Raw genomic sequence first — 13170 nt, 5'->3', positions numbered from 1 at the left:
ATGAAGAACGGTCCTGCCGTAATCGGCAAAATCAGCTATACCAATTCATGGCCCGTTTTTTTTAACTTTGATCCTTCTGCTCTATCTTTTCCGGCCCGGGTGGTTAGCGAGGTGCCTTCCGTACTGAATCGCGGCATGGCCCTCGGCGATATTGATGTTGGAGCGCTGTCTTCTTTTGCATTTGCCGAAGCGAGCGACAGGCTGCTGGTGCTTCCTGGGCTTTCCGTCAGCTCGGACGGTCCTGTGAGGTCGATTCTGTTGTTCTCGAAGGGAACGGTGGAAGAAGCGGCGAATGGAACGATCGCCGTGACGAACACGTCGGCTACGTCGGTGAACCTGCTGAAAATTTTGCTGGAGAAGGCTGTGGGCGGAAATCCGGAATACATAAGCGCTGAGCCGAATCTGGAAAAGATGATGGAACAGGCGGATGCCTGTCTGCTGATTGGCGATCATGCGATCCGGGCAATGTGGCAAAATAAGAAGTATAGAGTTACCGACCTGGGCGAGATGTGGAAACGGTGGACGGGACTTGGGATGACCTTTGCGGTCTGGGCCGTAAGCCGGAAATCGGCGCTGGATAAACCGGAGGCTGTCGCTGAGATCTGCCAAGCCTTAATCGAGAGCAAGCGGCGGGGACTGCGGAATCTGGCGCCGATTGTCTCGGAGGCCTGTGATCGAATTGGCGGGGACCCCGGATACTGGTCTGGTTATTTCCAGAATTTGTGTTATGATTTTGGAGAAAGGCAGCAGAAAGGATTAAATCTCTATTTCCGCTATGCCAATGAAATGGGGCTGCTGCCGCAGAAGGTGAAGATGGAGTTTTGGAGCGATAATCTGCTGACACGGGTGAAAGAATGAAACGACTGCAAATGTTCGGCCTGCTAACTAAAGATATGGATACTCTTGAGAAGGAACTGTACCGCAGCGTCCAGGGGGATGATCCTCTGCTTACGGAAACGTCACTCCATCTGCTGAAGGCCGGCGGCAAGCGGCTGCGCCCGGTATTTGTGCTCATGGGCGGTAAATTCGGCACATACGATCTGGATAAGCTGAAGCGGGTTGCCGTTCCTCTGGAGCTGATTCACAGCGCTTCCCTTGTCCACGACGATGTCATTGACGATGCCGATACGCGGCGCGGGGAGCCGACCGTCAAGGCCAAATGGGGCGATAAAATCGCAATGTACACGGGCGATTTTATCTATGCTAAGGCTTTGGCCATAACGGCGGAGCTGCCGAACCCGCGCATCCATCAGATTCTATCCAAGGCGATGGTGGAGATGACGATTGGCGAGATGGAGCAGATCCGCGATTTCTTCAACAGCGGACAGAGCGTGCGCCATTATTTGCGGCGCATCCGGCGTAAAACCGCGCTGCTCATTGCCATCAGCTGCCAGCTCGGGGCGCTCGCCGCCGATGCCGAGCCAGAGAAAGCCGGGCTGCTCTACAAGTATGGCTACAATGTAGGGATGGCCTTCCAAATCCGCGACGATCTGCTTGATCTGTCCGGAACGGAGAAGCAGCTCGGCAAACCGCCGGGCAGCGACATGCGGCAGGGGAATATTACGCTGCCGGTCATCTACACCCTGGAGGACGACCGGCTTCGCGGCGCCCTTCTGGATGAATTGGAGCAGATCCGCGAAGGCCGCACGGGAGCTGGCCGCGCCATCGATCTGATTCTATCCGGGGATGGCATCTCCCGTGCGGAGGAATTGGCCACGCGTTACATCGACAAGGCGCTGGCCGCGCTCGATAAGCTGCCGAACAACCGCACAAAAGGCAATTTGCGCGAAATTGCCTATTTTGTAACCGGCAGGGCATACTAATAATGCTGTGCGGTCTGATTTAACAAATTAACAGACAGCGGCGATTTTGGTAAGATAGCTTAATAGACCATCATCTATAAGGGAGAATGGAGAGTGAACCCTATGGAGAGAACGTATTTGATGATCAAGCCTGACGGTGTGCAGCGCGGTCTGATTGGCCGCATAGTAGCCCGTTTTGAGGACAAAGGTTTTAAGCTGGTCGCCGCCAAGCTCATCACGGTAACGGAGGAGCAGGCCAAGCGTCATTATGCGGAGCATGAGGGCAAAGATTTTTTTCCGGAGCTCATCGCGTTTATCACTTCCGGTCCCGTCTTTGCAATGATCTGGGAGGGCGATGACGTGATCGCTCTGTCCAGACTGCTGATCGGGAAGACGAAGGTGAGCGAAGCGCTTCCTGGAACTATCCGCGGGGATTTCGCCAGCCACACCCCTCTCAATCTGATTCACGGTTCCGACTCTCCCGAGAGCGCAGCAAGAGAAATCGCCAACTTTTTTGCTCCCGAGGAACTGAACAAGTATAACAAAGATATTGCGGCCTGGATCTGATCCGGGCAAAAGGACAGGGGTAGATGACAATGATGCCTGAACGCGAAGCGGCGGCAGCGGATCCCGATTACACAGGGTTTATTCAAAATGTCAACAAAAGCACGGGCATCGATCTGTCACAGTACAAGGAAGCCCAGATGAAACGGCGTTTGACGACACTCCGCACGAAGAACGGATACCATACTTTCACTGACTTTTTTGCGGCAATGATGGCTGACAAGGGTCTGTTTTACGAGTTCCTGGACCGGATGACGATTAACGTTTCCGAATTTTGGCGCAATCCGAATCGCTGGGAAGTGCTTCGCGATGTTATTTTGCCTGAGCTCCAGGGAAGCGGCAAAGGGCTGAAGCTGTGGAGCGCCGCTTGTTCCACCGGGGAAGAGCCTTACACACTTGCCATGATTCTTTCCGATAAAAAAATTCTGCGCGAGACCAGCATTCTGGCGACCGATATTGATGAAGGCGCATTAGCCAAGGCCAACAAGGGAATATATCTCGAGCGTTCGCTTAAAGATGTGCCAAAGGACGTGGCCGACCGGTACTTCTCGCCTGAAGGGCTAATGTACAAGGTCAGCGATGAATTGAAGAAAAATATCGACTTCCGCAAGCAGAATCTGCTGCTGGACAAATTTGATACCGGGTTCGATCTTATCGTTTGCCGGAACGTAATGATCTATTTTACGGAGGAAGCCAAGGATAAGCTGTATCGCGAGTTTTCGGCCAGTCTCCGCCCCGGCGGCTATTTGTTCGTAGGAAGCACGGAGCAGATTTTTACACCTTCCAAGTACGGGTTCGAATCTACGGAAACGTTCTTTTACCGCAAAAAATAATGACGCTTCTCCATTGTCTTCCAGTTCGAGGTATACTTTCGGGTGCTTGCAGAGATACTGAATAATAGAGTCAGTATGCCAAGCGAAAGGTCGTAAAGAAATGGATAAAAGCAAGGTAATCGACGCATACCGCCGGGGGTTCATTACGATAAGGGAATGCGGACAAATTCTCGGTATGGAGGATGTTCAGCTTCAGCTTCTGCTTCGGCAGGAGCCGGGCAAAACGTCCTGCCTGCGGCAGAGCCGGCGCGTCGGCGGTTAAAGTCCCGTTCAAGTGCAGCCATACGAAGGCGCCGCCCGCTCCTATAAAATGGAGCCCGGGCGGCGCTTTATTGTTAAAATACAAGATTTATAAGCTGAGCGCTTATCATTTTGTCTTATATTTCTACGAGAAACGGTACCGTCCCTAACAGGACGGTGTAGCCGTTTCTTCTTGTACGCTCAACCAGGACCTCACTTTATGCTGCTGTCTTTATGTAACATTCTTGTCAAAAGTGATTTCCCTATACTATAATGAGCAAAGGTCATAACGGATTTTAGCAGTTTACAGTTTGAAAGCGCGAAGGGGGAACGCAGCATGAGTTTACGTTATTTAACGGCCGGGGAGACGCACGGTCCCCAGCTTACTGCGATTATAGAGGGTATGCCCAGCAATCTTACGCTGGATTTTGAACAGCTTAATTTTCAACTGCAGCGACGTCAAAAAGGTTACGGCCGCGGCCGCCGCATGCAAATTGAGAAAGATACCGCCCAGATTGTCGGCGGAGTGCGCCACGGAGTCACGACCGGAGCTCCAATTGCGCTGGTTGTAGAGAATAACGACTGGACTCACTGGAAGAACATCATGAATGTTGAGCCGATTCCGGGCGCAGACGAGGATAAGCGGCGGGTGAACCGTCCACGTCCGGGGCATGCGGACCTGAACGGGGGGCTTAAATACAATCTGACGGATTTGCGCAATGTCCTGGAGCGCTCCAGCGCCAGGGAGACAGCGGCGCGGGTAGCCTGCGGCGCGGTGGCGCGTCAACTTCTCGAAGCATTCGGAGTGAAGATTGCCGGACAGGTCATCCGGATCGGTGAAATCGAAGCTCCTGCTAATGACCTGCCGATTGACGAACTGATTACCCGCACCGAAGAATCCTCGGTCAGAGTAGTGGATAAAGAAACCGAGAAGAAGATGGAAGCCTACATAGACCAGATCAAGGAAGAAGGCGACTCCATCGGCGGAATCGTGGAATGTATCGTTGAAGGACTTCCGGTCGGCCTTGGCACGCATGTACAAGCCGACCGCAAGCTGGACGGAGCCATCGCCGGAGCGGTTGTGTCCATCAACGCCTTCAAAGGCGTGGAGATCGGGATTGGCTTTGAAGCGGGCAAGCTGCGCGGCTCGAAGGTTCATGACGAGATTCTGTACGATCCGGCCCGAGGATACCACCGGGCAAGCAACCGGCTTGGCGGCTTTGAAGGCGGAATGACGAACGGCATGCAAGTGGTGGTTCGCGGTGTAATGAAGCCGATTCCGACGCTTTACAAGCCTTTGCAGAGCGTGGATATCGATACCAAGGAGCCGTTTACCGCACAGGTGGAGCGCTCCGATGCCTGCGCGGTGCCTGCGGCATGCGTTGTCATGGAGAATGTGGTTGCCTGGGAAATCGCCAAGGCATTCCTGGATAAATTCGGCGGCGATTCCTTGGAAGAAATCAGAGCCAATTATAATAACTATCTCGCCCAATTGGAGAGCTACTGATATGCGGCGGATTCAAGTAGAGTTGGGTCAACGCTCCTATCCGATCGTGATCGGCAGCGGAATATTGGAGGGCATTGCCGGACTATGCGCGGAAGCCGGATTTCCGGTGCGCAGCCCGCTGCTGATCGTCAGCGACAGCGCAGTAGCCCCTCTATATCTGGCTGATCTAGAATCGCGGCTAAAGGCCGGGGGCTATACAGTGGTCAGCCATGTCATTCCGTCGGGAGAAGCGTCGAAGTCCCTGACTGTGTACGAGGAAGTGATGACAACGGCGATCTCTGCCGGGCTAGACCGCAGTTCCGCCGTGCTGGCGCTCGGAGGCGGGGTTGTCGGCGATTTAGCTGGCTTTGTCGCCGCGACCTACATGCGCGGCATCGGCTTTATGCAAATTCCGACGACGATACTGGCACATGACAGCAGCGTCGGCGGCAAGGTGGCGGTGAACCACCCGCTGGCGAAGAATATGATCGGCGCCTTCTATCAGCCGAAAATGGTCGTGTACGACCTGAATACGCTGACGTCGCTTCCTTCGCGCCAGGTGCGATCCGGTCTGGCTGAAGTCGTCAAGCACGGTCTTATCTTGGACCGCGAGTTCGCCTACTGGTGCCGGGACCATGCGTCCGAACTGCTCGCTCTGGAGCCGGAGGCGCTGGGCTATGCGCTGGAGCGCGGCTGCGCGATCAAGGCGGACGTCGTGGGTGAGGATGAAAGAGAGCATGGGCTGCGTGCCATCCTGAACCTGGGCCATACGATTGGACATGCCGTAGAAGCGGTGGGCGGTTATGGAACCTTCCTGCACGGCGAAGCCATCTCCATCGGAATGGTGGGCTCGGCGCTTCTGGCCGCTAAGCTGGGGCGTTCCCGTTCTCTTTACGAAGAGACGGTTTCCTTGCTTGCTGCCCTGGAGCTTCCGACCAGATTGCCGGCGGAATACGGCGAGGAAGACATCATCGAAGCGATGATGCATGACAAGAAATTCAAGGAAGGCCGGATAACGTTCATCGTTCCCGACGAAATTGGAGCCGTCAGCATTGTTGACGGTATCGAGGAGTCCGCGGTACGCGAGGTTATCAGGCAGCTAAAGAAGGAGGGAAGCCCATGGTAAACCGTGGCATTCGCGGAGCGACAACCGTCACTCGCAACGACGAAGCGGAAATACTGCGGGAAACCGTCCTGCTGCTGCGGGAAATGGTTGAGCGCAATGACATTATTGCCGAAGATATTTGCAGTGTGTGGATCACGATGACGACCGATCTGGATGCGACTTTTCCGGCTCGCGCTATTCGGGAAATCGAGGGCTGGGAACTGGTGCCCCTTATGTGCGCGACTGAAATTCCGGTTAAGGGCAGCCTGCCGAAATGCATTCGCCTGATGGTGCAGGTCAACACGGACAAGAGTCAGCGTGAAATCCGCCATGTATACCTGAACGAGGCGCAGAAGCTTCGTCCCGATTTATCCGAAAGCAAATAGCGCGATTATCTGGAAGGTAAATGACAGTTTACCAAGTCCTTGCCAAGGGAACGCTTTAAACAGTGATGCAAGTCTCCCACATCATAAAGTTGTCCAGGGGTTGTCAATAAGCGTTGGTATCATGTATAGTGTAAACAGACGAGTGAAGCAGAGCCAAGACTGAGTTTAGATGAGCTGAGAAGAGCAGAGTGTAAGGGATTTTTAGGGTACATACAAGGCGCGAGATATGCAGGTACAGGGACTGCGGATTAGCAGGCTTACACGTGCATGGATATCTGATGATGGATTGTCGCCCGCTTATGTATATTCCGAACTTTATCGCCCTTATATGTGGGTAGCGTCTTTTTCCGAAATCGCATTTGCGTTGTTCTGATGTGCGGAGTTTTCTTCATGAATGATCCGCCGTGGAGCCATTGCATTTCCTGGAAGCCGGAATCCCGCTCTTATATACGCTTGTTTAATATAACCTCTACTTCGGTGGAGGTTTTTCTGCATTTTAGGCCCTGTTTTCGAAGCTAAAGACCCGGGTGACGTATGATGTGCTAACCCTTTCTAAGTCCAAGGAGGAACGACAAATGACTAGTCCCAATGTAGAACAAGTGGTGTCGCTCTCGCGGCAGTATAATCTGATTCCCGTAGTCAAGCGGCTGCTGGCCGATATGGAAACCCCGATCCGGATATTCCAGCGGTTCGCCGGACGGAAGAATGCCTTTCTGCTGGAAAGCGTGGAGGGCGGCATCCAATGGGCCCGGTATTCGTTCATCGGCAGCGATCCGTTTCTGCTTATCTCCGGCAAAAAGGGCGCGATCAACGTGGAAATCGGCGGCGAGAACAGACAACTGAAAGGCAAGCCGATCGAAGAGCTGAAGGCCCTTCTGCGTTCGTACCGCAGCCCTAAGCTTGCGGAAATGCCGCCGTTTACCGGCGGGGCGATCGGATTCTTCGGGTATGATCTGCTTCAGTATTACGAGAAGCTGCCGGCTCATGCCAACGACGATTTGAATATGGATGATATCCGCTTCATGTTCTGCGACCGGATTATCGTGTTCGACCATGTCAAACAGCAGATTCTGCTGGTCGGCAACCTGCATGTCAAGGACGGCGATACGGATTCCGATATCCGGGCGAACTACGAGAAGCTGAACAGCAAGCTGGAAGAAATGGCGGAGGAGCTGTACAAAGAATCCCCGAAGGAAAACATGAACCGTCGGAGCATCCCGCAGGATATCGAGCTTGGAGACATTCACTCCAACCTGACGAAGGAACAGTTTATCGATAATGTGGAGCAGGCCAAGGAGTACATTCGGGCAGGCGATATTTTTCAGGTGGTGCTGTCCCAGCGGTTTCATATCAATACCGAGGTGTCTCCGCTCCATGTGTACCGGCTGCTGCGCACATTGAACCCGTCCCCGTACATGTATTATCTCAAAATGGATGAGGAGATCATCGTCGGAACATCGCCGGAGGCGCTGGTGAAGGTGGACGGTGATCATGTGGAGACCCGCCCGATTGCCGGAACAAGACCCAGAGGCGAGAACGAGGCGCGGGACCGCGCGCTGGCGGCAGAACTGCTGGAGGATGAAAAAGAGAGAGCCGAGCACCTGATGCTCGTCGATCTTGGCCGCAACGATCTTGGCCGGGTGTCGAGGTTCGGAACCGTCAAATGCGATTCTTTCATGGAAATCGAGAAATACTCCCATGTTATGCATATGGTGTCGAATGTATCGGGCTCGCTTCGCGAGGATAAAGACTTTTTCGACGCATTCCTCTCCTGCCTGCCGGCGGGTACTGTATCCGGAGCGCCGAAGCTGCGGGCGATGGAGATTATCGCCGAGCTTGAGCGTGAGGCAAGGGGAGCGTATGCGGGAGCAATCGGTTATCTTGGCTTCTCCGGAAATATGGATTCCTGCATTACGATTCGGACGATTATTTTCCGCAAAGGCCGGGCTTATGTCCAGGCAGGGGCGGGTATTGTATGGGATTCGGTGCCGGAGAAGGAATATGAGGAGACCGTAAACAAGGCGAAGGGCATGCTGAAAGCGATTCGGATGGCAGAGGCGATGTTCCCGGCAAAAGCGACAACCGGCGGCAGCATCAATCAGGATTATATGTATGAGTACACTCCTTGACGCAAAGAGCGAGGGAAGCGCTTGGAGCGGGCAATAATCCAATATAAGCGGGAGGAGAAAAAAGGATGAACAGCAATGCCAATCTTTTGATTCAGTCCGGAATCGCCGGATTGATCGAAGGCAACAATTTAACCCGGGAGCAAGCGCGGGATATCATGGGCGCGATTATGGAAGGAGCGGCAACGCAAGCCCAAATCGGCTCCCTGCTTACCGCTCTGCGGATAAAGGGGGAAACGGTGGAGGAAATAACCGGCTTCGCGGAAGCGATGAAGGGCTACGGCACCACGGTTGCGACGGAAAACTCGCGGCTGTTGGACACCTGCGGAACGGGCGGATCGGGTATCCACAAGACCAATATCTCCACCACTTCCGCCATTATTGCCGCCGCCGCTTCGGTGCGCGTCGCCAAACACGGCAATCGCTCCGCTTCCGGCAGAACGGGCAGCGCCGATGTACTGGAAGCTCTCGGCGTTAACATTCATCTGGATGCGGAGCAGGCCAAGCGTTGTCTGGACGAACTCGGCATCTGCTTCCTCTTCGCGCAGCTCTACCATCCGTCCATGAAGCATGCGGCAGGTCCTCGCAAGGAACTGGGCGTGCGGACGGTGTTCAACGTGCTTGGCCCGCTGACGAACCCGGCCAGAGCGGACCGGCAGCTTCTAGGGGTATACGACAAGGAGAAGACGGAGACGCTCGCTACGGTCCTGAAGGAGCTGGGTCTGAAGCGCGCACTTGTGGTCAGCAGTTACGAAGGTCTTGACGAGATCAGTATTTCGGGACCGACCGCCGTTGCGGAGCTGCGGGATGGCGAGGTTACGACCTATGACATTACCCCGGAAGAGCTGGGGCTTTCCCGCCACCCACTAGAAGCCATTCTAGGCGGTGGCCCCGCAGAGAATGCGGCCATTATCCACGAGGTGCTGGACGGCGCGAAGACGGCGTACCGGGATATCGTGCTTGCCAATTCGGGAGCCTGCATCTATGTCGCCGGTCTCGCCGATACGCTTGCCGAAGGTGTACGGAAGGCGGCGGAAACGATTGATTCGGGCGCAGCGGCCCGCAAGCTGGAGCAGCTTATCGCCATAACGGAGGAGCTAAAACATGTATCTAGATAAAATCGTAGCCACGAAGATAAAAGAGGTTGAACTGCTCGCTAGGTCCTTTTCCCTCTCTGAAGCGGAAGCGCAAATCTCAAGCCTGCCGGAGACGCGCGGTTTCCGCAAGGCGCTTACACTCGGGCGGAAGCGTGATATGGGGCTGATCGCCGAGGTGAAGAAGGCATCCCCCTCCAAGGGGCTGATCCGCGCGGATTTCGATCCGGTGCAGATTGCCAAGGCTTATGAGGCTGGCGGAGCGGACTGCCTCTCCGTTCTGACCGACAGCCAGTATTTTCAGGGCAGCGGCGAATATTTGCGGCAAGTCCGTGAAGCGGTGGCTCTGCCGCTCCTGCGCAAGGACTTTATCATCGACGAGAAGCAAATCTATGAAGCGCGGCTGCTAGGCGCAGACGCTGTGCTGCTGATCGCGGCCATTCTGACGCCGGCGGCGCTTTCCTCTCTCTCGGACACGGCAGCCGGACTCGGACTTGACGTACTGATTGAGGTCCATGACCGCGGCGAATTGGAGGCCGTGCTGGATACGGGCAGAGCTGAGCTTCCCCATGTGCTGCTTGGCATCAATAACCGCAACCTGCGCACATTCGAGACCGCGCTGGCTACGACAGCCGAGCTTGCGGCGCTCGCTCCGAAAGGGGTTCCCCTGATCAGCGAGAGCGGAATCGCAGGGCCGGAGGATATCGCTTACCTGCAGACGACCGGGGCTGAAGGAGTGCTGGTTGGAGAATATTTTATGAGACAGCAGGATGTGGAGAAGGCCGTCGGCAAGCTGCTCGGCCCTGTTCTGCGGGGCAAGGATCATGTGCGCAATGGCTGAGGCAAAAGTAAAAATCTGTGGACTTCAGGACGTTGAAGTGCTAAAATCTATGGTACACTTGCCGGTTGATTATATCGGCCTTGTCTTTGCTCCGAGCCGCAGGAAGGTGCCGCCGGAGCAGGCTTCGCGTCTGATATCCGTTCTGGCTGATTGGAGAACGGGCCAAGCTCCTATTGCCGCCGGGGTTTTTGTCGACCCGGGTATGGATGAATTATATAAAATTCTTTCCGCCGCGCCGCTCGGCGTTATCCAACTTCACGGAACCGAAAGTCCGGCATTTTGCCGGGAGGTCAAAGAAGCCTTTCCGGGCGTTCAGGTATGGAAGGCTCTATCTGTGGGGGCTCAAGGCAGCGAGGTGGACGATGAACTTGCGCTTGAAAGCTACGCCGGAACGATTGACGCGGTTCTGCTCGATACGTATGACCCCGCGCAGCGCGGCGGATCAGGACGGACCTTCGCCTGGGAACAAATCCCGGATTACCGCGAGCGGGCGAGAGCGATTGGTGTATCGCTGTATGTGGCAGGGGGACTTACACCGGACAATGTCGGCGAGCTGCTGACGGCTTACGAGTCGGATGGGGTCGACGTATCAAGCGGCGTGGAAAGTGACGGAGTGAAAGATATAGCCAAAATCACAGCTTTTGTGGAAAGGGTGAAGCAATCATGATACAGGTGCCGGACCGGCATGGACGTTTCGGAGCTTTCGGGGGACGCTTCGTACCCGAAACCTTAATGAATGCATTGATCGAGCTGGAGGAGGCTTATAATAAGTTCTCGGCCGATCCGAAGTTTCAGGAGCAGGTCGATTATTTGCTTAAGCAGTATTCCGGACGCGAGACACCGCTGTACTACGCCGAACGGCTCAGCGCGCAGCTGGGCGGGGCGAAAATATATCTGAAGCGCGAGGACCTGAACCATACCGGAGCCCATAAGATCAATAACGCGATCGGCCAGGCCATTCTCGCGAAAATGATGGGCAAGAAGAAGGTCATTGCCGAGACGGGGGCAGGCCAGCACGGCGTCGCAACCGCAACGGTCGCCGCGCTGCTGGGGATGGAATGCAAGGTATTCATGGGCGAGGAGGATACCCGCCGCCAGCAGCTTAACGTATTTCGGATGAAGCTGTTGGGCGCCGAGGTTATTCCCGTTACATCCGGATCACGGACGCTTAAGGACGCCGGCAACGAGGCGCTGCGCTACTGGGTCAGCAACGTAAACGATACTTTCTACGTTCTCGGCTCTGCGGTCGGTCCGCATCCGTACCCGATGATGGTCCGCAATTTCCAGCGGGTGATCGGAGACGAGACGCGGCGGCAAATACTGGAGGCCGAAGGAAGACTACCGGATCTGCTGGTGGCCGCAGTCGGCGGCGGCAGCAATGCCATCGGCATGTTCTATCCTTTCCTTGAAGACGAGACCGTGGATATGGTCGGCGTTGAAGCCGCAGGCAAAGGGGTCGACACGCCTTATCATGCGGCAACGATGAGCAAAGGAAGCCACGGCGTGTTCCAGGGCTCGATGAGCTATCTGCTTCAGGATCAATACGGCCAGGTTATTGAGGCCCATTCCATCTCGGCAGGGCTCGATTATCCCGGAGTCGGACCGGAGCATTCCTATCTGAAAGATATCGAGCGCGTTAAATATGTCCCCATTACGGATCAGGAAGCGCTCGATGCTCTTAAGCTGCTGTGCGTGACCGAAGGCATTATTCCCGCCCTGGAATCGGCTCATGCCGTGGCACAGGTTGCGAAGATTGCGCCAACTCTCTCCAAGGACGATATCATTGTCATCTGTCTATCAGGCCGGGGCGACAAAGATGTGGAATCGATTATGGCTTATACGGAAGGAGAAGGGCTGAAATGACGACCGAAACGACGAACCGCATGGATGTAACTTTCCGGCGGCTAAAGGAGCAGGGACGGGCAGCGCTGATTCCGTTTCTGACCATAGGCGATCCCGATCTGGAGACGAGCCTGGCCATTATTGCCGAACTGGAAGCGGCCGGAGCGGACATTGTTGAGCTTGGCGTTCCTTACTCCGATCCTTTGGCGGACGGCCCGGTGATCCAGCGCGCATCATCGCGGGCGCTGCGAGGGAATATACACCTGCGGACCTGCATGGAAGCGGCGCTCAAGGCGCGTGAAGCCGGAAGCAAGCTGCCGTTTATTCTCTTTACTTACTATAATCCCGTGCTACAAATGGGACTTGATACGTTTTTTGCTGAATTGAACCGGCATGAGATCAGCGGGTTGATCATTCCGGATTTGCCGGTCGAGGAGGGGGAGGAAATGCGCTCCCGCAGCCGTGATGCGGGCATTAACCTGGTTCCTCTTGTCGCGCCGACCTCCAGCGAGCGCATCGCGAAGATCGTTTCCGGCGCGAGCGGATTCGTATACTGCGTATCCTCGCTTGGAGTGACAGGGGAACGTTCATCTTTCCATGAAGACGTGGACCGGTTCATTGAATCCGTCCGTCAGGCGACCGATCTTCCGGTAGCCGTCGGATTCGGCATCTCGACTCCCGAGCAGGTTGCCAGATTCGCCAAAATCTGCGACGGCGTAGTGGTCGGGAGCGCGATCGTACGCAAGATTGAGGAAGTGATTATTCTTCTCGAAGATCCGGCGAAGCGCGCTGATGGCCTGTTGCAAATCCGTGATTTTGTGGCACAATTAAGACCATAGTTTTTTAAAAAA

The 13170-nt window shown here is 55.1% G+C and carries 14 protein-coding genes; all 14 read left to right on the top strand.

What is annotated here, in order from left to right:
• Positions 1 to 858, top strand: a complete 858-nt coding sequence (locus tag VK70_RS13210) for a menaquinone biosynthetic enzyme MqnA/MqnD family protein (RefSeq protein ID WP_025693730.1) — start codon at positions 1 to 3, stop codon at positions 856 to 858.
• A complete protein-coding gene (locus VK70_RS13205; RefSeq protein ID WP_025693731.1) occupies positions 855 to 1823 on the top strand; it encodes a polyprenyl synthetase family protein in 969 nt (322 codons plus the stop codon). The genes VK70_RS13210 and VK70_RS13205 overlap by 4 nt, the downstream gene beginning before the upstream one ends.
• A gap of 102 nt (positions 1824 to 1925) precedes the next feature.
• On the top strand, positions 1926 to 2369 hold the full coding sequence (gene ndk, locus VK70_RS13200) for a nucleoside-diphosphate kinase (RefSeq protein WP_025693732.1): 444 nt from the start codon (positions 1926 to 1928) through the stop codon (positions 2367 to 2369).
• 32 nt (positions 2370 to 2401) lie between these two features.
• The gene (locus VK70_RS13195; protein WP_025693733.1) at positions 2402 to 3199 is read left to right on the top strand and encodes a CheR family methyltransferase; all 798 of its coding nucleotides are present in this window, start codon (positions 2402 to 2404) and stop codon (positions 3197 to 3199) included.
• 100 nt (positions 3200 to 3299) lie between these two features.
• Positions 3300 to 3461 (top strand): hypothetical protein, encoded by a 162-nt coding sequence (locus VK70_RS28550; RefSeq protein ID WP_169733325.1) that lies wholly within the window; start codon positions 3300 to 3302, stop codon positions 3459 to 3461.
• Between the two features lie 315 nt (positions 3462 to 3776).
• Complete coding sequence (gene aroC / locus VK70_RS13185; protein ID WP_025693735.1) at positions 3777 to 4946, top strand: chorismate synthase; 1170 nt, start codon at positions 3777 to 3779, stop codon at positions 4944 to 4946.
• A gap of 1 nt (position 4947) precedes the next feature.
• Positions 4948 to 6051, top strand: a complete 1104-nt coding sequence (gene aroB, locus VK70_RS13180) for a 3-dehydroquinate synthase (RefSeq protein WP_025693736.1) — start codon at positions 4948 to 4950, stop codon at positions 6049 to 6051.
• Positions 6045 to 6416 carry a chorismate mutase gene (gene aroH, locus VK70_RS13175; protein ID WP_025693737.1) on the top strand — a complete coding sequence of 124 codons (372 nt, stop codon included), beginning with the start codon at positions 6045 to 6047 and terminating at the stop codon, positions 6414 to 6416. The genes aroB and aroH overlap by 7 nt, the downstream gene beginning before the upstream one ends.
• A 575-nt stretch (positions 6417 to 6991) precedes the next feature.
• Positions 6992 to 8545: an anthranilate synthase component I gene (gene trpE, locus VK70_RS13170; RefSeq protein WP_046723374.1), complete on the top strand. Its 1554-nt coding sequence runs from the start codon at positions 6992 to 6994 to the stop codon at positions 8543 to 8545.
• Between the two features lie 65 nt (positions 8546 to 8610).
• Positions 8611 to 9660: an anthranilate phosphoribosyltransferase gene (gene trpD / locus VK70_RS13165; protein ID WP_046723371.1), complete on the top strand. Its 1050-nt coding sequence runs from the start codon at positions 8611 to 8613 to the stop codon at positions 9658 to 9660.
• Entirely contained in the window at positions 9647 to 10477 is an 831-nt protein-coding gene (gene trpC / locus VK70_RS13160) for an indole-3-glycerol phosphate synthase TrpC (RefSeq protein ID WP_025693617.1), read from the top strand. The genes trpD and trpC overlap by 14 nt, the downstream gene beginning before the upstream one ends.
• The gene (locus VK70_RS13155; RefSeq protein WP_025693618.1) at positions 10470 to 11144 is read left to right on the top strand and encodes a phosphoribosylanthranilate isomerase; all 675 of its coding nucleotides are present in this window, start codon (positions 10470 to 10472) and stop codon (positions 11142 to 11144) included. Before trpC ends, VK70_RS13155 begins: the two co-directional genes overlap by 8 nt.
• A complete protein-coding gene (gene trpB, locus VK70_RS13150; RefSeq protein ID WP_025693619.1) occupies positions 11141 to 12340 on the top strand; it encodes a tryptophan synthase subunit beta in 1200 nt (399 codons plus the stop codon). Before VK70_RS13155 ends, trpB begins: the two co-directional genes overlap by 4 nt.
• A complete protein-coding gene (gene trpA, locus VK70_RS13145) occupies positions 12337 to 13158 on the top strand; it encodes a tryptophan synthase subunit alpha (protein ID WP_025693620.1) in 822 nt (273 codons plus the stop codon). Before trpB ends, trpA begins: the two co-directional genes overlap by 4 nt.
• The last annotated feature ends 12 nt before the right edge of the window (positions 13159 to 13170 follow it).

This window comes from Paenibacillus durus ATCC 35681, from assembly GCF_000993825.1.
GTDB lineage: Bacteria > Bacillota > Bacilli > Paenibacillales > Paenibacillaceae > Paenibacillus_AQ > Paenibacillus_AQ durus_B.
Note: the sequence above shows the minus strand (reverse complement) of the source record. Positions and strands in the feature narration are given on the sequence as shown.